The organism is Chitiniphilus eburneus, assembly GCF_005048205.1.
Taxonomy (GTDB): Bacteria; Pseudomonadota; Gammaproteobacteria; order Burkholderiales; family Chitinibacteraceae; genus Chitiniphilus; species Chitiniphilus eburneus.
On record NZ_SUMF01000011.1, the window covers coordinates 48,780 to 70,369 of the forward strand.

Sequence of the window (21,590 nt, forward strand, 5' to 3'; positions counted from 1 at the left end):
AGCAGTAACCATCGAAGGAAACGCCTAGCCAAAGGCGCAATGGGGGAAGTATGGCAAGCAGTTTGCAGAGCGTGATCGAGCAGTTTGTAGCGAAGGGCCTGCCGCCGATCCAGCCGCACGAGATCAAGGTCAATACGCCAAGGTGGCAGCGCTATGGCGCAAGGCCCAAGGGTGAGAAGCCGGCCTATTACAAGATCAGGACCTACCGGACCAAGGCCGGCAATGACTTGTACTTCGGCAATTTTGGCATCGGCGGCAGCCCGACGTACGAGATCGAGCCGGACCACGATCAGCGTATCTCCGACGCGGAGTGGGCTGAGCTGCAAGCCAAGCGACACGAAGCGGAGGAGAAAGACCGCCAGAAGCGGGCGGCCGAAGCCAGGCGGGCTGCCGGCCGGGCGCAGTATCAGTGGCAACGCGCTACCGACGATGGTGAATCGGCCTATGCGATACGCAAGGGCCTCGTGCCCGAGGGGGTGCGGTATTTCGAGGGGGTGATGCATGTGCCCCTCTACCGCTATGACGAGGAGCCTCCACGCCTGGTTGGCCTGCAGAAGATCACCCCGCAGAAGGACGAGGAAGGCCTCGACAAATTTTTGAATCGGGGCATGGACCCCACGGGCGCGGCGCTGCTGCTCGGGCAGCCTATCGACGGCCAGTTGATCATGGTCGCCGAGGGCTACGCGACCGGCATGAGTGCGCGTATGGGGTTGCAGCAGGCGGTCCCCGTGGCGGTAGCATTGAACTCGGGCAACCTCATTCACGTGGCCCGCGTCCTCCGCCGACGTTTTCCAGCCAGTCCAATCATGGTGCTCGCCGACGATGACTATTTGCCGACCAAGCGAGGCGAGGAAAACCACGCAGGCCGGAAGGCGGCACAACAGGTGGTGGGCAGCATGGCCGGCTGCCATTTCGTGTTGCCCACGTTTACGGCCAGCCGGCGCGCGACGCGCGACGATGAACTGCGGCCCCATCTGACCGATTTCAATGATCTACACTTGGCCGAAGGCCTGTCTATCGTGGCCGAGCAGTTGCGTAACGCGATTGCAGCCATGGAAGCCGGTCAGGCCTCGCCATTGCCCATGGCGCCGGAGGTGACAGCCAGCCCGATGGAGTATCCAGCCGTTGCCCTGCATTCTGGTGTTGGGGTTGATATTGCGGCCTCTCCCTCTTCTGGAGTGGAGGTAGCCACCGAGGGGAGTACGGAGGGGGTGGGTCTGGGCAGCGCTTTGCGTGATTTCGCGCTGATCCGGGGCAAGCGGCGCGTTTGGCATACCCGCGACCAGCTAGATATGACCTGGTCAGCGTTCGAGGCCCTGGTGGGCAAGCCGGTCGCGAAGGCGTGGCAGGAAAGCAAAGCCAAACGCCAGATCAAACAGGAGGATGTCGCGTCTATCCTGCGTATCCGTCGGCGCAAGCAGCGGGAAGAGGCCGAGCGCAGCGACGAAGAGTTCATGAGCTGTGTGGAGCGGTATATCTATCTCGATGGCTCCGATTCGGTATGGGATGCCAAATTGCGAGAGATCCTGCCGGCCAGCGCGGTACGCATGGCGATGGGCAAGGGCTACGACCTATGGGTGAACTCACCCCACCGGCTCATCATCCCAAAGCGGAATGTGGTGTTCGACCCCACGCAGCGCGTGAACGCCGACACGCACGTCAATCTGTTCCAAGGCCTGCCGATGGTACCGGCCAAGCTCACGCCGCAGCAGGTGGCCGAACAGGCCATTCCACCACAGTGTGCCGCACTGGTGGAGCTGAGCCAGCACCTCTGCAACTACGATGCTCTCGATTGGATATGGCTGATGCAGTGGCTGGCCTATCCGTTGCAGAACGTGGGCGCCAAGATGGCCACGGCGGTCCTGATGCATAGCAATGTAATGGGTTCGGGCAAAAGCTGGTTTTTCGAGGAAGTGATTAAACCGCTTTATGGCGACTATAGCGCCACGCTTGGCCAGCACCAACTGGATAGCCAGTACACGGGATGGCGGTCGCGCAAGTTGTTCTGCCTGTTCGAGGAGGTGTTCTCGGCAGACCAGCGCTATAGCCATACCGGCGTGCTGAAACACATGGTGACAGGGAAAACGCAGAACATTGAGAAGAAATTCGTCGATAGCTGGGAAGAATCGAACCATATGAATGCGGTGTTTCTCTCCAACCACGTGCAGCCATTCCATGTGGAATGGGGCGACCGGCGCTATCTGGTAATCTGGCCAAAGGCTGAAACGCCATTTGAACTGAAGCAGCGCGTGGATGCCGAATTGAAAGCCGATGGCCTGGCGTGGTTCTACGCCTATCTGCTGAATTTCCCGATGGAGCATTGCTATACCGACAGCGAGGGCGTCCAGCGGGCCGAGCAATTCCATGCGCACACCAAGCCCCCGCTCGGCGAGGCAAAGCTCCGGCTCATCGACTACGGCATGGCAGGGTGGGAGTTGTTCGTAAAGCAGTGGGAGTCCGGGGTACTCGACGTGCCGTTCGTGACTGGTATTACTCAGGATGTTTTTGCCCTGTATCACCACTGGGCACAGCGCAACAAAGAATCGTCGCGGCTCACACTGAACAAGTTTTCAACGCTGATCGGCACACATCGCACGATCACCAAGACGGTGAAGAAATTTCGCACCAAGACGGGGATCGAGGGCCGCAACACTGTTTTCAAGATTGGCCATCCCCCCAGGGGTACCACCGAGGCTGATTTCCTGGGTGCGCATATCGTCCGGTTTCGCGAGGCGACCATCCGCTATGGCGTGCCTGCCAGCGAGCTGGTGGCCATTGGTTACGACGATTGAGGATATGGGCTGTGACCGCATGACCCTGCCCGCAACCGCCGTATGCTGCCATTGACGCATCCAATGCGTTGTCTGCACTGAGGATCACATACGGGTTGTGCAAGGGTAGTAAGCGCTGACCAAGGGATTGTGCAAGGGCTCAAACCCAATAGCCGCGCGGGTTGTGCAAGGAGTGCAAGATGTTGGCCCATCGTCGCGCGTATGCGCGCCAAATATTGTTCCGGTCCATTTCAATGTGTTGATGGCGGGGAAGGAATATGGATGCGTTTCTTTCTTGCGCGGGCATGCAACCTACTCTTTGTACTCCTTGTACTCCTTGCACAAGCCACATGAATAAAGGATTCCTCCAGGTCCAAATCCTTGCACAACACCTTGCTCGGCCGTTGTCCTTCGTATGGCTGCAAGTGGGTGAACGATTTCTGAGGGGAAAACAGCAAGCCCAAGCACTAGAATTGCCCGTACTTACAAAGTCCGGCTCAACGCAGACCGGACTACGGAGGCCTCGAAGGGGATTGGCCAGAGGCATCGGGCATGTCCCACCCAGTAGGTTCTTCCAAGGCTGAAGCTCACTCGGGTAACTCTGCCCCTATCTTTTTCCTAGTGGCTGCGCGGGGAAAAAGGGCGCGCCGCGGTGAACGTTAAGTACCGTGGCAAACATTCAGCTCATTTCCCAAGCTGGGTACGCGGGCCGTCGCAACTGCGCCAAGTTCGCCCCACCCACCACGTTACCGCCGACACACCCGGCACCCACGCCAGCCGCTGTCGCATTCGCACCCCATCGCCCCCGGCGCCAGCCAGCGGCCACCGCGTCTTTTTCCAAGGCCTGACATGACCCACGCCCACACCGACCAGCACGACGCCGACCAACACCTCATCTGCGAGCAATGGGCTACGTGGTGCCACACCCGACGTTTCTATGGCCCGGCGCCCACCAATGGCAGCGCGCTCGGCAAGCTCTGCCGCGCACCGGCCAACCGCCCCGCCGGCGGGCCGGACGCCATCTCCAGCGCGCACCTGGCATCGCTGCACCTGGCCATCATCGCCCAGCCCCAGGCGCTGGATCGCCAGGTGTTCGAGCTGCATTACCTCTGGCGCGTGCGCAACATCAAACGTGCCGCCGACGAACTCGGCATCAGCCGCGCCCATTGGTACCGCCTGCTGAATGCGTTCCGCGCGCGCATCTTCAGTGCCGCCCATGCCATTCAGAGCGCCAACGATGCCGACTGGTTGCAGTGCTGACCAACCCATTGCGAAGCAAGAACGCCACGAAATCATCATGTGGAGGGCAACCCGCCCGCTCCACAGTGACGTGCTCCCCGGATCGGGCTGTCTGCGCAAATCCGCCGAGGCCGGGGCGGCATGGACAAGCGCAGCGGCATGCGCGTGATCTACTACAACGTGCGGGACAATGGGCAGGTCTGGTTGCCGATGGCCGCCCCCAAAACAAAGTTCGACAACCTCCCCCGCGCCATTCCTGAAGCAGCTGAAAGGGGAAATCGACCATGGATGACGAACTGCCGACATCGGTCCGCCAGATGAAAAGGAGCCAGGCGGCTGGGCTTTCCAGGCCCACATTGCAACCGAGGCCCGCAACCGGGGCGACATGTTCCAGGCCGATCTCGCCGCGCTGCTCGCCGTATCCATACATGCCTTCCAGGACTGGGAAAAAGGCTGGCGCAACCCCGCCTGCGTGGCTCAGACACTGGGGCACATTGTCTTGAACCCCCTCAATGCTGCGCCAACTACGCCCGGCCCTTTCCAGATGGGCTTTGATTGAAGCGCCTAGGGCAAGCGCGGCGGCTTTTTTAGTTCCCGCCGGCTTGGTCGGCAGGGCTTTTCCTTGGGCGCTGCACATGCCCGCCCCCCCAGTCGCTGAACCGGATCGCCAACCTGATGGCCCAGGCGCGCCACGTGCCCGGCCGATCGCCGCCCTACGCGCCGCCTACGGACCCGGCTCTGCCGTGCCCATTACTACCGTCTGCTGGGCAAGTTCCGTACGCGCATCTTCAGCGCCGCCCTCGCCATCCAATGTGCCAATGAATCGAGCCGACACCTATTGCATGATGGGTGCCCGCGCGCTACCCGATTTGGTAGAGCCATTGCTGTTGACTATTATTTAGCCTCATCATTTCATCGAGAACTGCTCATGGACGAAAAGCTTGAAACTGCTTTTTTGGCAAAACAAGCGGCGGAAACCCGTAAAGAGGCACAAAACATTGCGGGTGGCCGGCCCCTCGTTCGGGATGCAACCCAAAAGCTTCGTATGGCTACGATTTCGTTCAATGACCATGCTCAGCATTTGGCCAGCCCAACGGGCAGTCCTCACCTGGAATTAATTAAGGAAAAACTGGGGGATATCGGCTTGGGCCGGATGTTCCAGCGGCAAAAGATGGTCCATGAGCAGGCTGAAACAATGCGGGGACAGGATTTCTCAAAAAAAGATATTGGAGACATGATCCCCAAAAGAATGGCCCAACTCGGAAACAATCAAAACAGCCCCGTCAGCCGGTTGAAGGTGGAATCCAGTGGTGGCGTAGGTGCGGCGGAAAATTTCTATGACCCAACCGCAAACAAGGTCAAGGTATTTGATTCAAGATTATTGCCGTTTGCCACGCATGAACTGAGACATGCCTATGATCATTTAACGCAAAAATTGGACCTGAACAACCCGGAGCATCGGCTTGCCTCTGAATTCAATGCCTTCAGTTCGCAACAAAAGGCTGCCAATGAGCTGCATGTGCCATCAGGCTTTCAATTGCCCCCATTGGATCAGGCAAAAACATACGAACAAAAAACAAAGCTCAGGGACGTTTATCCCGGGACAGTGGAAAGCAGCCTCGCAGCAGTTAAAAAATGGCAACAAACGCCGGAGATCCAGCAGGCTCAGGAAAAGCGGCTCCATCCATTTCAGGCCCTAAAGGATTCGATCTCCTACCAGCGCAAGAATACCTGGGTGCAGGAAACCCCGTCCGGCCCCTGGGTCAAGAAGTCCCGTCCCAAGAGTGATTGAGCGGGCCCGAGCACCGCACACTGCCCGCTCTCCGACCAAAAAGTGTCTCCTCCAGAGGAGACAAAATAGCCCTGGCGAACAGGAGACACTTTCGCGGAAAATTGACTCAATTCAGATAGGCTGTGATTGAAGCGCCCAGGGCAACCGCGGCGCTTTTCACATCCATCAACGCCCCGCCAGGCTCAGCCGGCGGGGCTTTTTCTTGGGAGCTGCACATGTTGGATGTCAAACGGCGGGGTCGGATCGCCCAGGCGCGCGACGTGCCCGGCCGCCTGCTGCGCCATGCGGTAGCGGCAATGATGCGTACCGTTTCACGGGGGCGTCTGGCCGAACTGCGTTACCCGACCTCCGTGAGCCCGAACCCGTACGATGCCGTGGTCGAGATCAAAAGCGGCGTGCAGTGCCGCGTGCATGGCGAGCCGCTACGTGTGCTGGATGGGTGGGAATCCATCACCTATCTCGTCAGCCAGGAGGCCGCATGAACAGCACCCGCTACCGCTTGGTGTGCGCGGTCCACGCGCTGGTACAGCAGGTAGCAGCCGACGCTGGTCAGGCCACCGATTGCCTGCTCAACCCCGCGCTGCCGCTCGGCCCCACCCAGGACACCCCCGCACTGTTCGTGCTGGACCGGGGCGACGTGCTGATCGAGCAGCCGGGCCAACAGGAAAAGCGCCGCTGCAAGATTTTGCTCGGCGCCATCGCGTTCGGCCCCGATGCCTATGCGGACGCCGACACGCTGCATTTCGCCGCGCGCGGCGCCATCCGCCGGGCGCGTACGGCGCTGGTCCAATTGGGCCGCGTCGGCGTGCTGCGCGAAACCGAGGTCGAACCCGACTTCAAATCGGTCCAGGTGGATGGCGAAACCATCCTCAGCGCCCTGGAATTCGAATACACCGAAACCTACCCGGCTTGAGCGCTCAGGCCACTTTCAATTTGGAGACCATCATGGCAGAAGGTTTTATCGGCGCTGGCAACGTACTGATGCAGAACATCGGCGGCAGCGGCCCGGCTGGCTATTTCGACGCTGGCGAGTGCATCAAATTCGCCATCAAACCCAACAGTGAGCGCAAGGACATGGAGTCGCGCGGCCGTGACAGCTACGGCCAGGTCATGGCCACCGTGTCGCTGCAACGTCCAGCCGACATCAGCATCACATTCCGTAGCCCCAACAAGGACAACCTCGCCCAGCAATTCATGGGTGAAATCGTCGAGATCGAGCAGGGTGCCGCCACCGTCACCGACGAGGCCGCGACGCTGGTGCTCGGCCGCTATCACCAGTTGGCCAACCAGAACATCTCGGCCACCGACTTTGTGGTGACCAGCAGTGACGACACCACCACCTATGTCAAGGACCGCGACTACAAGATCAACTACCGCCTGGGCCTGATCCAGGCACTGGAGGGCGGCAGCATCCCGGTCGGCACCCCCGTCAAGATCGCCTACAGCGCGCTGGCCATGTCCGGCAGCCGCATCAACGGCGCGCGCAAAACGTCGATCCGTGTCGGCTTGCTGCTCGACGGCAAGAATCTGGCTGACGACAGCAACGTCTTGTGCGAGGCCTACGAGGCGGTGCTGGCGCCCGACGCCGAGTTCGATTTTCTTGGCGACGACTGGGCCGAGTTCACGCTGTCCGGCACGCTGGTCACGCCGTCCGGCCGCGTCTCGCCGTTCCACGTAGATCTACGCGACTGATCCCCGGCCGCAATCCCTGGCCCGCCGATGCGGGCCTTTTTTTTACCCGTCAGGAACGCCCCATGTCGCCCTCCAACCCGAAAGCCGCCCTCCGCTTGCTCCCCCACCCTACCCACGACGGGCGGTTGCACGCGCCCAGCGCCGAGATTCACGTTGCGCCCGCCGCCGCCGAATCCATGTTGCTGTGAGGCGTCGGCGAAATCACCCGGACCTGATCAAGAAACGCGTGGCGATGCCCCCCGCCCACCGACACGCAGTAACCCACCTCGCCCCTGAACGAACCGACACCCCATGGCCGTAGATCCGCAAATCCGCTATGACATCCCGGCGAATGCCGGCGGTACCGCCGACGTCCGCCAGCTCACCGCCGAGCTGGAAAAACTCGATGGCAGCATCGATCCGGCACTGGCCGCCCGCGTCCGCGAAACAGCGGACGCGCTACGTAGCCTGGGCGAACAGCGCGACGCCATCGCCGAATTTGTCGCGCTGAAAAGCGCGACCCAGCAGGCGCGACAGCAACTGGAGCAGGCCCAGGCAGCAGCGCAGAAAATGGGCGCCGAACTCGCCAATGTTGCCGAGCCGACCCGCGTGCAGGCCAGCCGCATGGAAAATCTGCGCGACGCGGTGCAGGTGGCCAAGCGCGAGGTGCAGGATCAATCGCGCGCGCTCGATCAGTCCCGCGCCAGCCTGCAACGCGCCGGCGTCGCCACCGACCAGCTCAGCGACGCCGAGCGCGGCCACCGCGCCACCCTCCAGGCCGCCCAGACTCAAGTGCGGGAACTGGTGGTGTGGCAGGAGAAGGCCACCCGCGCCGCGCAGCAAGCCGAAACCCAGGCACGCGCGCTGGCGCAGCAATACCAGGCCACCGACCGCGCCACCGACCAGTTGCGCGCCGATTCGGGCAGTCTGGCCGACTCGCTCGGCGGTATGGCCGGGCACACCGCCGCCGCCGGCGATGCCGTAGCGGGAATCACCGTGATGGTCGGCAACGCAGCCAAGGCCTCTGCCGCGTTTGGCCACAAGATGGCCGAGGTCGGGACCCAACTCGACGATAACGCGGGGCTGGACGGGCTGAGCGAACAGGTGCGCGCGCTCTCGGTCGAGCTGGGTGGAGACGTGATCCAGAATGCCCAGGGCTTGTACGACATTCTGCTCAGCGGCGTGGACGACGCCGGCGAGGCCATGGATCGCCTCACCGTCGCCAACAAGCTGGCGGTGGGCGGCGTCACCGACGTGACCACGGCCGCCGGTGGCCTGAACGCCGTCATGAATTCGTTTGGCGTATCGGCCGGCAGCGCCACCGACGTCGCCGATTCGTTTTTCATCGCAGCCAAGGCCGGCGCGACGTCGGTGGGCGAGCTGTCCACCCATATCGGCACCGTGGCGCCGCTGGCCGCCCAGGCCGGCGCCAGCTTCGACGAGCTGATCGCCGCCGCCGCCGCCCTCACCAACGGCGGCGTCAGCACCAGCCAGGCGCTGACACAGGTGCAGGGCATCCTCGCCGCCGTGGTTACGCCGACCAAGGAGGCGGCCCAGCTAGCGGATGAACTCGGCCTGCAATTCAACGTGGCCGCGTTGCAAAGCCAGGGCCTGGCGGGCTTCCTGCAAGACCTGCACACCAAAACCGGCGGCAACGCCGAACAGATGGCGCTGCTGTTCGGCCAAGTCGATGGCCTGAATGGCGCGCTGGCACTGACCGGCAATCAGGCCGGCAGCTTTGCCGGCACGCTGGAACAACTGCGCAACAAGGCCGGCGCCACCGAGGAGGCGTTCACGACCCTGTCCGACACTCCGGCCGCACGCGCGCAGCAATTCCAGTCGGCGCTGGGCGATCTACAGCTCAGCCTGGGTGATGCCGTCACCTCGCTGGCACCGCTGCTCGGTGGCATGACCGAACTACTGCATCGGTTCAACGGACTGGGCAGCGACACGAAGGCCGTGATTGCCGGTCTGGGCGCCACCGCGTGGGCAGCCGGCCCGTTGGTGCAGGCGTTCAATCAGCTGGTACAAGCGGCGCGTGCATTTCAAGGCCTGCTCGGCGCAGCCGGCCTCGCCGGTGGCCTGGGCGGTCTCACGGCGACGGCCGCCACCACGGTGCCGGCGCTGGGTTCGGTTTCCCGCGAACTCGATATCGCCGAGGCCAGCGCGCGTCGTGGCATGGACAGCATGGGGCGGCTGAGTACCGTGATGCGCGTCGCGGGCTGGGCCGGTGTCGCCATAGAGGTGGCACAGGTCGCCTCCGGTCTGTATCAACTGAAAGAGGCGACGGCCGCGGCCGCCGCCGCGCAACGCGAGGCCAGCACCAGCCAGGCCGTGACCGAGCAAAAGATCACCGCCGCGCTCAATGCCAACAGCGCCGCCGCGCAGCAGCAGATCCTGTCGCGCGAACAGCTCGCGCAGATGAGCGAAACCGAGCAGCAGGCGTATCAGCAGTCGCTGCAACAGGGCGCCGATTTCTGGAACGCCCGCGCCGTGCAGCAGCGTCGCGCCGGCGAGGACACCACCGAATCCAACCGGCGCCAGCAGGAATACCTCACCGCGCTGGCCGCCATGCCCGGCATGCTGGCGCAGATCCAGGAGACGCAAAGCGCCCAGGCCAACGAAGCCAGCGGCGCCTGGGGTCGGCAGCAGATCGCGGCCGGCGCACTGGCCACGCAACTGGAAGCGGCGGCCAACAGCGGCGACAAGGCCAGCGGCGCCATCCAGAATCTGATCACCAAGGAATCGCTGCTCGCACCCAATGGCGCCGCCACGCTGGCCGCCGCGATGCAGATGCTCAACGCCTCAGGCAGTCAGGCCGCGCAGGTGATCGGTACCCAACTCACCGCCGCGCTGGCCACGCTTTCCGCCGGTGAGCTGACCACCGTGCAGCGCAACCTGCAAGTCGCGTTCGACGGCGGTCGCCTCAGCGCCGAGCAGTTCGCTCTGGTCAACAATCAGGTGGTGGCCGCATCGCTGGCCAAGTTGGGGCTGGATGCGCAACAGGTGCTCACCGGCATCAGCAGCAAGGCCAGCGAAGCGATCCAGACGTTCGACCTGCTGGCCGCCAGTGGCGAGCTCAGTGGCTCCAAATTGGCGCTGGTATTCGACGCCGCGCTGCGGTCCGCCGACAGCGAGCAGGCCATCGACGCGCTGCGCGACCGGCTGGTGCAGATGGGCGTGCAGGGCACGCTGTCGGCCGATCAGGTGCGCATCGGCATGCAGCAATTGCAAGTGGCCACGCAACAGGTACGCGGCGCCACCGACGAAACCACCGGCGCCTTCGCCCGCCTGGGTATCCAGAGCAAGGCAGAGTTGCTGGCCATGTCCACCCAGATGCGCACCGATCTGCAAACCGCCGTGCGCTCCGGCCAGGTCAGCGTGGGTGAGCTGGAAGGGGCGTTCAACACCGCTTACCAGACCGCGATCAAGGCGGGCGACGGCTTTAGCAAGTCATGGATCGAACTCCAGGCCCCGGTGTACGGCATCAAGCTCCGGTTGAACGAGGTCGAAGCATCAGCCGGCCAGGCGGGGGACGCCGGGCGCAACGCCGGCGACAAGCTTGCTGAGGGCATGGACGAAGCCCGTGCCGCGATCGAGGCGGCCGACGAGGCCTATGGTCGCGCCAGTTGGCGCAATGCCGACGGTTCGCTCAAACCCGACGCCGGTGGCACCTCCGGCAAAGGCGAGGCCGCCGCGCCTGGCAGTAGCGACATGCGTACCGCCGGTACGCAGTGGTACGCCACCCGCATCCAGGCCGCCGCCGCGCTCAAATCCGCCGGGCACGACGAGGATGCCATCAGCCGCGTGATACGCATCGCTTACAACAGCGATGGCACGCCGAACCTGAATATCGTGCCCAAGAATTCCTGGGAGTCGTTTTCGACCTCGCTGCTCAAGCTACTGGATAAAGAGCTGTATGGCGGAGCCAAAAGCGGTGGTGACGGCATCAGGTTGCTCAAGAACACCCCATCGAACGGTGCCCAAAGCGGTGATGACGACACACCCCAGCGCCAGAGCACCCCGTCGAGCGATGCCGCCAGCGACGGCAGCCCCGCCGTCTCCACGCAAGCGATACCCAGCCCGCGCAGCGCGCCCACCCCGAAGGCGTCGGCGCCCGAGGCCACCCAGGTGTTCCGGGTGGAGGTGGTACGCGATGGGCGCGGCAACGGCTTCAACGTAGCCAGTGCAGCGGATGCGCTGGCCGCTCAATCGCTGCTCAAACAATTGGCCGAAGACGCCGCGAGGGCATTCTGATGATCACGATCTCCGACGGCGCGACCAGCGTCGCCATCCCTTATCTGCAATGGCGGGACGAACACCAGTGGCAACCGGTGCAGCAAGCCGTGGAGCCAACGCTGACCGGCTCGCTGCTGATCGATGTCGGCACCTGGCAGGCCGGCCGGCCGATCACGCTGGCCAGCGGCGACGCGTTCGGCTGGCTCGACGGCGCGACGCTGACGCAGTTGCAGGCCTGGGCGCGTATCCCCGGCCAGACATTGACACTGCAATTGCGCGACGCCACCCGCACCGTTCTGTTCCGCCACCACGACCGCCCGGCCATCGAGGCCCGCCCAGTACTGGATATCGATAGCCCCGCAATCACCGACTACTACGTCGTCACTCTCAAACTGATGGAGATGTAACGTGCCCATCCTCAGCGGCAACATTAAATTCCTGGCCACCCAGGTCATGGCCGACGTCCCCGAAGGCGGGGGGCGGCCGGTCAACACCGTGATCCCGGACGGCGCCAGCAACGCGATTTTCGACGACATCTCGGAGATCGCCCGCGCCGGCGGCCAGGTGTCGCTGCGCAAGGTGGCGCTGTCGGTCCAGACCGCCGACGTGGCCGGTTACTATGGCGCCAACCTGGTGCTGTCTCGCGTGCCGAGCGATCCGCGCGTCAGCGTGGCGATGTTCTCGACGGGCGACCTCTTTGACTACCGCGACGCTGCCAAGAGCCGCGTCGAGGCCTATCTGTTCGCCGGCCCGGAATGGGGTGGCCACCTGCTCGAAAACCACATCGCCGGGCAGTCGGTGATCCAGATCCTGCAACGCCCCGGCACCCCAGTGCCGGTGCCGGGGCAGACGCTGGTGCTGATTGTGGACGAGGGCAAGGCCGGCGAGCTGGTACAGTACGTGCGGGTGATCCGCGTGACCAGTACGTTGCGCACGTTCACGGCGTCGGAAGGCAGCAGCCATACCGACTTCCAGGCACTGGTGGTGTCGTGCGAGCTGAGCGATACGTTGCGTTCCGATTTCGTCGGCAGCCCACCGACGCGCACCTATAGTCGCAACGGCAGCGCTGCCAAGATTCGCGAAACCGTTGTCGCCGATGCGGCGCGTTACTACGGCGTATCCGCCCTGACCGCACCGACGTCCATCGGCGATCTGTCAGTGGACGTGGCCAGTATCTGGACGCAACTGGTGCCGTCGGCGCAGACCGACGTGCCCATCGCCGATGCATCGCCGGCCGGGACGCTGGTGGCGTTGCAGCCAACCACCCCTGCCGCGGTGACGTTGAATTCGTCAGCGCAGTTCGGGCCGGCCAACGCGCTCTATGTCGGACCGCTGCTGCCCGGCTCGCTATCGATCAACAGCGGCTCGGTCACGCTCACCGATCAGGACGGGCGGCTGATGGCCGGCTCGGCGGAGGTGGGCGCAGTCGATTACGCCAGCGGGGTGATCACCGTGGCCAGCGGCGGTAATAGCTACGGCGGCACTAAATCGATCACGCTGCGCCCGGCCGCGACCCCCGCCCAAGTCAGCGAGACCATCGCGCTGCCCGTCACCATCGAATCCCGCAGCGCTACGCTGTCGCTGATCGTCGATCCGGTGCCGGCACCCGCCACCCTGACCCTGAGCTACATGGCGCAGGGCCGCTGGTATGTGTTGCAGGAGCGCGGCAGTGGCCGACTAGCCGGCAGCGACGTCAGCCACGGCGCCGGCACGCTGTCGTTTCTGACCGGGGCGCTGGTGGTGACGCTGGGCGCGCTGCCCGACGTCGGCTCGTCGATTTTGCTGGGCTGGGGCCGGCCGCAACTGTCGGCCGAGGCGCTGGCGCCACACGCGGTGCAGTCGTATTTCGAGTGGGAGCTGGGCGGGCCGGTCTATCCCGGTACCCTGGCGCTGAGCTGGACCGATGGCGCCGCGCGCAGCGTCACCGACAACGGCAACGGCGCGCTGACCGGCTACGGCAGCGGCACGGTGGACTACGCCACCGGCCAGGTAGTGCTGACCCCGACCGTGCTGCCGCCGCCCACCACGCCATTGCAGATCACCTGGTCGGATGTCGCCGGCGAGGACATCCGCCCACCGACCCGCGCCGACGTGGCCGACTACATCGACGCCGCCACGGCGTTCCGCGCGGTACTGGCCGATGCCGCCGTGCTGCCCGGCTCGTTCGAGGGCCAGATGTTGCTGACCTGGCCGACCGGCGGCCTCGGCACGCCCACCGTCACCTACCACAGCCGGTTCCGCGTGCGCGACAACGGCAGCGGCGGCCTGCTGCTGGACCTGGCCAGCGGCGCGGTACCGCTCACCGGCGGCAGCATCGACTACGCCACCGGCGAGATCACCGTCCCCAAATCCGGCACGCTGCCGGTCCCCTACACCTACACCACCGGCAGCGCGTCGGTGATCACCTTCGGAGACTGACGCCATGGGTTCAACCCCCAACAGCTACGGCGGCGTGGCGTGGATGGTCCGTTATGGCAAATCGGACACGTCCGGCTACACCGTCAACGACCCCGCCCAGACGGCCGCAGTATCGGGCGTGCGCTACCGCACCCAGGCCAGCCAGGCGCAGGCCGGCCCTAACAAGAGCCTGGACAGCAGTTTCGGCACGCTGCACGCCAAAGTTTCCAAAGTGGCAAACGCCCGCATCGCTGGCGGCAGCCTGCGTGCCAAGCTGGCCGCCGTGCCGCTGATCGACCGTCTGGGCCGGGTGCTACGTGATGTGTCACCGGCCACCGGCAGCGGCATCGACAGCGGCCCCATCGATTATCAGGCGGGGCATCTGGCACTGACTGACTGGCCGGCCGGCAACCCCACGCTCCAGATCGAGGGTGGACTGCAACAGTTCGGCGACCAGTTGGTGGGCGCGGTATCGTTCCGCACCCCGGTGTCCCCGCTACGGCCATCCTCGCTCACCCTGGCCGCCACCAGCCAGGCCGGTACCACGCTGACCGCCTCGGCCAATGCCGACGGGGTGATCAACAGCGCCCAGGTGGTAGGGAGGGTGGATTACCAGAGCGGCGTGGCCAGGGTCTATTTTCGTCGCAGCGACGCGCCAGAGGCCGACCAGGTGTTGGACGTGTCGCACCTGGGCATCGCTGGCGTCACCACCATCGCGCCGCAAAACGTTTACGCCGAGACCGTGCGCTACAGCGCGGTCGGCTACACCTACCTGCCGCTCGATGCGGCGGTGCTGGGCCTGGACCCGGTACGCCTGCCCAGCGACGGCCGCGTGCCGATCTACCGCAAGGGCGGATTTGTCGTCGTCGGCAACGAGCAGACTTTTGGCCCCAATCACGTCAGCAACGGCCAGACCCTCAACCTGGGCCGCACCCGGCTGTCGCGGATCAAGGTGCTGGGCGCCGACGGCAGCGTGATTGCCACCGGCTACAGCACCGACCTCGATGCCGGCACCGTGACGTTTACCGACGTCACTGGCTACGCACAGCCCGTAACCGTGATCCACCGCATCGAGGACATGGCGATGGTCAGCGACGTGCAGATCAGCGGCCGGCTGTCATTCACGCGCCCGCTGACCCATGCCTATCCCGCTGGCAGCAGCGTCTCCAGTGCGTTGGTGCTGGGCGACCAGCGCGCGCGGGTGTCGGTGCTGTTCGATCAGCAAACCTGGAACAACACTTGGGCCGACGCGCCGACCGGCGCCGTGGCCCCGGCCACCTACGACGACGCCCGCGCCCCGCTGGGGGTGACCAACGCCGGCGCGCTGACCGAGCGCTGGGCGCTGGAGTTCACTGCGCCGACGCAATACCGCGTCACCGGCGAGCACGTCGGCCAGATCGCCACCGGCAACACCGGGGAGGATTGCAGCCCGGTCAACCCGGCGACGGGTGCGCCGTATTTCACGATCAAGGCAACCGGCTGGGGTTCAGGCTGGGCGGCCGGCAACGTGCTGCGCTTTAACACCGTCGGCGCACTCGGCCCGGTGTGGCTGGTGCGCACAGTGCAGCAGGGGCCGGAGACGGTCACCGACGATCGATTCGAGCTGATTGCACGCGGCGACGTGGATCGGCCGTAACAGGGGAGACAGCATGGTTCACTATTTCAGTTACGACATGCCAGGGGCGCCGGTGCTCAACGGCCAGCCGGGCAGCCTGATCGCGTTGCTCAACGCCTGCCTGGTGGAGGGCTGGGGCGCCACCGCCATCGATAGCCTGACCGTCGCCGGCGAGGTGGCCAGCGTGGTCTGTGGCGGCGGCCATCCGCTGCAACAGTACATGGTCGCCGGCATCAGCGGCGCCGCCCATGCCGGCCTCAACGGCCAATTCAAGGTCACCATGGCCAGCGGCAGCACGCTCCAGTTCGCCGCGCCCGGCGTGCCCGACGGCACGTATACCGGCACCGCCCAGGTGCGCGTGGCGCCCGTCGGCTGGGGCCGGCCCTACACCGGCAGCAACGTCGCCGTCTACCGCGCGCCGCTGGGCAATCGGTTTTGTCTGCGGGTGGACGATACGCTGTGGCACTCCGCCCAGGTGCGCGGCTACGAGGAGATGAGCACGGTCGACGACGGCGCGTATCCGTGCCCACCCAACGCGGTGGCGACGTTCCTCTACTGGGCCAAATCGGACGGCAACAACACCACCCGGCGCCGCTGGATGCTGTTCGCTGACGGCCGCACGCTGCTGCTGAGCGTCGCCTACCGCAGTGGGGACGATTACTACGGCGTGCGCTACGAAACCTACACCTGGGGCGAGTTCACCTCGTTCCGGCCCGCCGATGCGTTCAACTCATTGATCAATGGCATCAACACGCGCTACGAAACCAACGCCAACACCGGCGGCCTGTCGTTCAGCATCGGCCGTGTCTACGGGTCGGCAGGACTGCTACGCGGCATGCGTAGCTACACCGGTGCGCCCGGCGCCACGTTTGGCCAGACGGCCGCGAGTGTGCACGTGCAGTCGGGCAGCACCTCGACGTCGGACCATTACACCGGCCCCAACCCGGTGGATGGCCGCATCTACGCCAGCCCCATCCAGTTGCGCGAGGGCAACCTGTCGCCCGACCTGGACCGGCTGCCGCACCGGGGCCTGTTGCGTGGCGTCTATGCCATCCCGATGAATCTACCGGAGCCGATCTATCCGGTGGGTACCATCCTGCCCAACCCCGCCGGCACACCCGGTGCGGCGCTATTGATGCGCAGCTATGCCGGCGCATTGCTGATGGACATCACCGGGCCATGGAGCGCCTGATGACCCCCATCCCCCATCCCTGCGGCCTGGATTTTATGCGGCTGGCGCCGGACCTGAGCGGCTACGGCCAGATCGCCGGCGACGTCGCCATCGCCGGCACCCCGGAAACCCCGGCGCGACGCCTGGTGCGGCTGCACCGCCGCGATACCGGCGCCTGGGTGGCCGACACCCTATCGGCGGAGGACGGGCAATACCGGTTCGCGCTGATCGATCCGGCGCTCGAATACTATGTGGTGGCGTTCGATGGCCTGGCCGCCGTCTACAACGCCGAGATTGCCGACCGAGTGATCCCCGTCAGCGCGGCACCAGCGCCGCCCGCCAATACCGGCCGCTACTGGCGCATCCATATCACCGCCACCAATGGTGGTACCGCGTCGATCCAGGAGATCGAGCTGCGCGCGACGCCGGGCGGCGCCGACCTGACCACGCCCGCCACCCCGGTCACCGCCTCCAGCCAGTACAGCGGCAACCAGGCGGTGGCGGCGGTGGACAACCTGTTCGACTCCAACGTACGCGCCTGGGTCGCATCGTCGGCCAACCTGCCGCAATGGTTGACCTTCGACCTGGGCACCGCCGTCACTGTGGCAGAGGTGGCGATTGCTGCGCGGAACCACCCCAGCGGCCCGGTCAGCGCGCCCAGGGATTTCACGATCCAGTATTCCCGCGATGGCGACACCTGGAGCACCGCCGCCAGCTACAGCGGCGTGGGCGCCTGGCAGCCCGGTACCGACATAAGCGTGGGCAAACGATTCGCGGTGGTGCCCGAATGATCGGCTACGACAACCGCCTGATCGACGCCATGCTGTCCGGCGTGCTGGCCGCGCTGGACGGCGCCAGCAACCCGGCCAAAGTGGCGATCTACCCAGCGCCACGCCCGGCCGACGGCGTGCCCAACGCCGCGCCCCTGGTCACCGTCCCGCTGGCACGCCCGGCCGGCACGGTCGCCACCGGCAAACTGACCCTGGCGCCGTCCGCCGACGGCCTGGTGCTGGTCGAGGGCGACCCGGCCTGGTGCCGCATCTGCGACGGCAACGACCGGCTGCTGCTGGTGGCCGACGTCGCGCCGCAGAGCGCGCCCGGCAATGCTGAGATCATCCTCAACGCCGAACGCCTGTACGCCGGTGGCGCGGTGCGCATCGTCTCGGGCGAGATCGCCCCGCATGGCTGATGACCTGATCCGGCTGCGGTTCCGCCACGCCCGCATCGCGCAGCCAGGGCCGGTGCGTCTGGTGCTGGGTCCGGATGGCACGGGGCCGGTGATCCCACCGGTGGAGGCCCGCGTCGCGCTGATGCTGCCGGCGCTGGGCATGCTGCTGCGCGCGGTACGGCGCAGCGAGGCGACCATTACCGTGCGCCTGCCGCAACTGGGCGTACGCCTGGCCGCCGCCTGGGACAGCCAGACCGAGCGGCCTACCGTAGGCCAGACCGCCGGCCGCTGGCAACTCGCGTGCCCGTTACCCGTGGGTGCCGCCCAGGTCCATTGGTACGCCCGCTCGGTGCCGTTGGCGTGCGGCCAGTCGTGGCAAACGGCGCAGCCGTTGCGTACCGGCGCCACCGGCATGTACCGGATGTTGCTGGCCCGACCAATCACGCTGGTCAGCCGCTGGCAGGATGCCCAGCGCGCCCACACCAGCCATCTCGGCGGCTGGCAGGATCGCACCCGGCAACCGCTGCCGCTAGCCAGCGCCTGGCACGATGCAGACCGTGCCCACGCCGGCAGCGGAGATACTTGGCAGGATCGCGATCGGTTGCGCCAGCGGCGCAATGTGCTGTGGCAGGACGCCACCCCGCTGCATGCCCTGGCCAGCGACGCAGTGCAGGCCGCAACCCGCCAGCACCAGGGCCGCATCGCCCGGCACCAGGATGCCCGCCGTCCGCCGCCCGGCTTGGCCGTGATCGTCATTCCGATCCCGCCCACCCCGGACGACCGCTGCTACATCCCGCCAGCCGGCGATCTGGTGCGCCTGGTGTTCCGCGACCTGTCCCGCGCCACTACCAAGCTGCGCTTCCGCTGCCGCACCGAAGCGGCCGACCGCCACATCGTCCCACCCCGCAGGGCCTACCTCATGCTCAACCACGTCACCCTGGTCCGGCTGCCGGACCACACCCCGCTGCACTGCACCGGCCTGACCCTGGCGCTGGATGCCGATAGCTGGGCCTGGCAGTTCAACGCCAGCCTGGGCGGCGCCCAACTGGATGCCGTCGCCCCGAACAGCGACGGCTCGCCGGTCGAACTGCTGGCCAGCGTCAATGGCGTGTTGTTCCGCCTGCTGGTCGAGCGCATCAGCCGCGACCGCCAGTTCGGCAAATCCGCGCTCCGCATCAGCGGCCGCAGCCGCGCCGCACTGCTGGCCGAACCCTACGCCGCGCAGTACAGCTACAGTAGCCCGACCTATATCAATGCCCAGCAGGCCGCGCTGGCGGCGATCACGCTGCCCGGCCTGCCGGGCAATTGGTCGCTGGATTGGCAACTGGCCGACTGGCTGCTGCCGGCCGGTGTGTGGCAACACCAGGGTACGCCGCTATCCGCCGTGCTGCGCATCGCCCAAGCCGCCGGCGGCTACGTCCAGCCGCACCCCACCGACGACATCCTGCGCATCCTGCCGCGTTACCCCGTGGCGCCGTGGGACTGGACCGGCGCGGCCGCCGACCTGCAACTGCCGGCCGAGGCCGTCAGCCGCGAGGCCATCGACTGGCAGGAAACACCCGCCTACAACGAGGTCTACCTGTCGGGCGAAAGTGGCGGCATCCTGGCCCACGTGGTGCGCGACGGCACCACCGGCGGTCTGGCGGCGCCGATGATCACCGACGCCCTGATCACCGCGCCCGAGGTCGCCCGCCAGCGCGGCAGCGCCATCCTCGGCGCCGGCGGCCGCCGCAGCCGGCAGACGCTCACGCTCCAGGTGCTGCCCGAATCGGGAATCATCCTGCCGGGCACCACGTTGCGGTTCATGGACGGCGACACCCAGCACTATGGTGTGGTGCGCGGCGTCAACGTCAGCGCCGGCCTGCCAACCGTGCGTCAATCCATCGAGGTCGAAGCCCATGCCTAACCTGTACACCGAGTTCAAAAAGCTGATCCCGGATGCGCCGCTGCTGGTGGGCGACGTCATCACGGTGGTCGATGGTGGCGTACTGGTACGCCTGCCCGGGGGTGCCGAGATCCGGGCGCGTGGCGAGGCTGCGATGGGAGACAGGGTATTTGTGCGCGATGGCGCGGTGGAGGGGAAGGCGCCGACGCTGCCCGTAGTGGAGATTAGGGTATAGAGCCAAATGCGACCGGAGAATAAATTCAGGTCGCCCTCGTTATTGCCACGGCGCCAGTAACCCTTATAAGCCCCACCATTGTGGTTAAGATGCAAAAATATTTGGAAAATTCGAGAGCGCGGAGTATCAGGCTCGCCTTCTACCCCCTGCCCGGGGCATCGCCGTATTGGCCGCCGAACTATTCCTGCTTATCGTGCCTGTCGTACTGAGCCCTGATCAGCCGGGGGCTGGCGCTGGTCTTCGTGTTGCGGCAACGGCTTTGCCATCCCTAGCGAAATACGTGCTGAGTGCCAGCTGAATTTATTCGGCGGTTCGGTATGTCAGCGTGAGCGACTGATAAGTGCCGAGCGGCTGGTTTGCCCGCGATGCGGGATAGGCGGCTTTGGGTACGGGGAAAAAGCCGTTGGGTAGCGGCTGGATCTGCGGAAGTGGGAACTGAGCGCTGGCGGCCTCGATATCGAACGATTCGCGGCCGAAAGGTGAGCTGGCCCGCAAAACCATGGCCGAGCCGGGCAGAGGAAAGCGCATGGGCTGACCAGCCGGCAACAGGTTTGCCTGCAAGATCGCATTGGGCCAGACCTGGACTCTCTGGTTGTCCGCCCCCAGGTGAGTAATGCGCAGATAGCAGGGTTTATCGCAGGCAAGTGTCAGCCACACCGGATCACCAGCGTGGAACAACGTTGCTGGCAAGCTGGCTTGCAGGCCGAGTGGCAGATACGCCTCATCCTCGCCCGCCACGCTGTGCAGGCCTATCTGGCGCAGCAAGGCCACACGCTGTCGGCGCAATTGCTGGCTGCGCGGCTGACGGTCAATCTGGCGGCTGATCGCGTCGATGGCGTCGTACCATAGGCCGGCCCGTGCCAGGGCAGACACATCGTCGTTGACACGTGTTTCCTGGCGGGCAATCCGTCCGCTGGCCACCGTTGCCACCCCGCCATGTTCCCCTTGCACCCGCATCCGCCATTCGTAAACCGTTCCAGGTTGCAGGTGGGCTTCGCCCTTTTGCACGGTGATACTATGCAAACCGGCCCGCAGGCGCCGCAGCGGCTTCGTCAGGACAGGGATGTCGCCCTGCCAGAGCGAGAGCTCGGCTTCCTCGATGGGACCCGAGGCAAACCACCACAGTGTCGGCTGTGCAAGCCGGGTCAGCCCGGTATGGTCGGGGACCAGCAAGGTCAACTGGGCACCAATGGCCCGCGACGGCACTCCACGTTCGCTGACCACGCCGTCGTCCTGCGGCGCCCGGTACTCCGGTAGTGGGTTCTGCGCCGCGGCATGCACTGCCAGTAGCAAGGCCACCGCGCCAAGAATGCGCTTTCTCATTTTCTGTTGACTGAAAAACATGTCTATCCGGCTTTCCCGCAAGGTGTTTTACGGCCTGGCTCTGGGCGTGCAGCTCGTGCTGTG

At 65.3% G+C, this 21,590-nt stretch carries 18 protein-coding genes; 17 read left to right on the plus strand and 1 reads right to left on the minus strand.

The features are described 5' to 3' along the window. The first annotated feature begins 50 nt into the window (after positions 1 to 50). The 17 genes from FAZ21_RS11220 to FAZ21_RS11300 all read left to right on the plus strand — a co-directional run bounded on the left by FAZ21_RS11220 (position 51) and on the right by FAZ21_RS11300 (position 20,183). Positions 51 to 2,792, plus strand: coding sequence for a DUF5906 domain-containing protein (locus FAZ21_RS11220; protein ID WP_136773539.1), 2,742 nt, complete (start codon positions 51 to 53; stop codon positions 2,790 to 2,792). Positions 2,793 to 3,620: 828 nt separating this feature from the next. Next, positions 3,621 to 4,031, plus strand: a complete 411-nt coding sequence (locus FAZ21_RS11225) for a hypothetical protein (protein WP_136773540.1) — start codon at positions 3,621 to 3,623, stop codon at positions 4,029 to 4,031. A 120-nt stretch (positions 4,032 to 4,151) separates the two neighbouring features. Beyond that, positions 4,152 to 4,331 carry a hypothetical protein gene (locus FAZ21_RS20580; protein WP_211243439.1) on the plus strand — a complete coding sequence of 60 codons (180 nt, stop codon included), beginning with the start codon at positions 4,152 to 4,154 and terminating at the stop codon, positions 4,329 to 4,331. 64 nt (positions 4,332 to 4,395) lie between these two features. Beyond that, positions 4,396 to 4,569: a helix-turn-helix domain-containing protein gene (locus FAZ21_RS11235; RefSeq protein ID WP_211243440.1), complete on the plus strand. Its 174-nt coding sequence runs from the start codon at positions 4,396 to 4,398 to the stop codon at positions 4,567 to 4,569. A gap of 369 nt (positions 4,570 to 4,938) precedes the next feature. Further along, positions 4,939 to 5,802 carry a peptidase M76 family protein gene (locus FAZ21_RS11240; protein WP_136773542.1) on the plus strand — a complete coding sequence of 288 codons (864 nt, stop codon included), beginning with the start codon at positions 4,939 to 4,941 and terminating at the stop codon, positions 5,800 to 5,802. A gap of 215 nt (positions 5,803 to 6,017) precedes the next feature. Next, on the plus strand, positions 6,018 to 6,284 hold the full coding sequence (locus FAZ21_RS11245) for a hypothetical protein (RefSeq protein ID WP_136773543.1): 267 nt from the start codon (positions 6,018 to 6,020) through the stop codon (positions 6,282 to 6,284). After that, positions 6,281 to 6,715 carry a hypothetical protein gene (locus tag FAZ21_RS11250; protein WP_136773544.1) on the plus strand — a complete coding sequence of 145 codons (435 nt, stop codon included), beginning with the start codon at positions 6,281 to 6,283 and terminating at the stop codon, positions 6,713 to 6,715. Before FAZ21_RS11245 ends, FAZ21_RS11250 begins: the two co-directional genes overlap by 4 nt. Positions 6,716 to 6,747: 32 nt before the next feature. Next, positions 6,748 to 7,494: a phage tail tube protein gene (locus tag FAZ21_RS11255; protein WP_136773545.1), complete on the plus strand. Its 747-nt coding sequence runs from the start codon at positions 6,748 to 6,750 to the stop codon at positions 7,492 to 7,494. Positions 7,495 to 7,785: 291 nt separating this feature from the next. After that, entirely contained in the window at positions 7,786 to 11,730 is a 3,945-nt protein-coding gene (locus tag FAZ21_RS11260) for a phage tail tape measure protein (protein WP_136773546.1), read from the plus strand. Next, on the plus strand, positions 11,730 to 12,119 hold the full coding sequence (locus FAZ21_RS11265; protein ID WP_136773547.1) for a hypothetical protein: 390 nt from the start codon (positions 11,730 to 11,732) through the stop codon (positions 12,117 to 12,119). Before FAZ21_RS11260 ends, FAZ21_RS11265 begins: the two co-directional genes overlap by 1 nt. Position 12,120: 1 nt before the next feature. Further along, positions 12,121 to 14,130 carry a hypothetical protein gene (locus FAZ21_RS11270; RefSeq protein WP_136773548.1) on the plus strand — a complete coding sequence of 670 codons (2,010 nt, stop codon included), beginning with the start codon at positions 12,121 to 12,123 and terminating at the stop codon, positions 14,128 to 14,130. Between the two features lie 4 nt (positions 14,131 to 14,134). Continuing rightward, positions 14,135 to 15,745, plus strand: coding sequence for a hypothetical protein (locus FAZ21_RS11275; RefSeq protein ID WP_136773549.1), 1,611 nt, complete (start codon positions 14,135 to 14,137; stop codon positions 15,743 to 15,745). Positions 15,746 to 15,758: 13 nt separating this feature from the next. Then, complete coding sequence (locus tag FAZ21_RS11280) at positions 15,759 to 16,916, plus strand: hypothetical protein (protein WP_136773550.1); 1,158 nt, start codon at positions 15,759 to 15,761, stop codon at positions 16,914 to 16,916. Then, the gene (locus tag FAZ21_RS11285) at positions 16,916 to 17,686 is read left to right on the plus strand and encodes a discoidin domain-containing protein (RefSeq protein ID WP_169307367.1); all 771 of its coding nucleotides are present in this window, start codon (positions 16,916 to 16,918) and stop codon (positions 17,684 to 17,686) included. The genes FAZ21_RS11280 and FAZ21_RS11285 overlap by 1 nt, the downstream gene beginning before the upstream one ends. Continuing rightward, positions 17,683 to 18,084 (plus strand): hypothetical protein, encoded by a 402-nt coding sequence (locus FAZ21_RS11290; RefSeq protein ID WP_136773552.1) that lies wholly within the window; start codon positions 17,683 to 17,685, stop codon positions 18,082 to 18,084. The genes FAZ21_RS11285 and FAZ21_RS11290 overlap by 4 nt, the downstream gene beginning before the upstream one ends. Next, entirely contained in the window at positions 18,077 to 19,969 is a 1,893-nt protein-coding gene (locus FAZ21_RS11295; protein WP_136773553.1) for a hypothetical protein, read from the plus strand. Before FAZ21_RS11290 ends, FAZ21_RS11295 begins: the two co-directional genes overlap by 8 nt. Next, on the plus strand, positions 19,962 to 20,183 hold the full coding sequence (locus FAZ21_RS11300; RefSeq protein ID WP_136773554.1) for a hypothetical protein: 222 nt from the start codon (positions 19,962 to 19,964) through the stop codon (positions 20,181 to 20,183). Before FAZ21_RS11295 ends, FAZ21_RS11300 begins: the two co-directional genes overlap by 8 nt. 300 nt (positions 20,184 to 20,483) lie before the next feature. Here FAZ21_RS11300 and FAZ21_RS11305 read toward each other — a convergent pair whose 3' ends face one another. Continuing rightward, a complete protein-coding gene (locus FAZ21_RS11305; protein ID WP_136773555.1) occupies positions 20,484 to 21,548 on the minus strand; it encodes a DUF928 domain-containing protein in 1,065 nt (354 codons plus the stop codon). Positions 21,549 to 21,590 lie beyond the last annotated feature (42 nt).

What these genes read in the sequence shown, in the direction of transcription:
- FAZ21_RS11240 (WP_136773542.1), top strand. Translation starts at nt 4,939, where the DNA reads ATGGACGAAAAGCTTGAAACTGCTTTTTTGGCAAAACAAGCGGCGGAA.
- FAZ21_RS11295 (WP_136773553.1), top strand. Translation starts at nt 18,077, where the DNA reads ATGGCTGATGACCTGATCCGGCTGCGGTTCCGCCACGCCCGCATCGCG.
- FAZ21_RS11265 (WP_136773547.1), top strand. Translation starts at nt 11,730, where the DNA reads ATGATCACGATCTCCGACGGCGCGACCAGCGTCGCCATCCCTTATCTG.
- FAZ21_RS11245 (WP_136773543.1), top strand. Translation starts at nt 6,018, where the DNA reads ATGTTGGATGTCAAACGGCGGGGTCGGATCGCCCAGGCGCGCGACGTG.
- FAZ21_RS11220 (WP_136773539.1), top strand. Translation starts at nt 51, where the DNA reads ATGGCAAGCAGTTTGCAGAGCGTGATCGAGCAGTTTGTAGCGAAGGGC.
- FAZ21_RS11235 (WP_211243440.1), top strand. Translation starts at nt 4,396, where the DNA reads ATGTTCCAGGCCGATCTCGCCGCGCTGCTCGCCGTATCCATACATGCC.
- FAZ21_RS11285 (WP_169307367.1), top strand. Translation starts at nt 16,916, where the DNA reads ATGACCCCCATCCCCCATCCCTGCGGCCTGGATTTTATGCGGCTGGCG.
- FAZ21_RS11260 (WP_136773546.1), top strand. Translation starts at nt 7,786, where the DNA reads ATGGCCGTAGATCCGCAAATCCGCTATGACATCCCGGCGAATGCCGGC.
- FAZ21_RS11290 (WP_136773552.1), top strand. Translation starts at nt 17,683, where the DNA reads ATGATCGGCTACGACAACCGCCTGATCGACGCCATGCTGTCCGGCGTG.
- FAZ21_RS11280 (WP_136773550.1), top strand. Translation starts at nt 15,759, where the DNA reads ATGGTTCACTATTTCAGTTACGACATGCCAGGGGCGCCGGTGCTCAAC.
- FAZ21_RS11300 (WP_136773554.1), top strand. Translation starts at nt 19,962, where the DNA reads ATGCCTAACCTGTACACCGAGTTCAAAAAGCTGATCCCGGATGCGCCG.
- FAZ21_RS11225 (WP_136773540.1), top strand. Translation starts at nt 3,621, where the DNA reads ATGACCCACGCCCACACCGACCAGCACGACGCCGACCAACACCTCATC.
- FAZ21_RS11255 (WP_136773545.1), top strand. Translation starts at nt 6,748, where the DNA reads ATGGCAGAAGGTTTTATCGGCGCTGGCAACGTACTGATGCAGAACATC.
- FAZ21_RS11250 (WP_136773544.1), top strand. Translation starts at nt 6,281, where the DNA reads ATGAACAGCACCCGCTACCGCTTGGTGTGCGCGGTCCACGCGCTGGTA.
- FAZ21_RS20580 (WP_211243439.1), top strand. Translation starts at nt 4,152, where the DNA reads ATGGACAAGCGCAGCGGCATGCGCGTGATCTACTACAACGTGCGGGAC.
- FAZ21_RS11275 (WP_136773549.1), top strand. Translation starts at nt 14,135, where the DNA reads ATGGGTTCAACCCCCAACAGCTACGGCGGCGTGGCGTGGATGGTCCGT.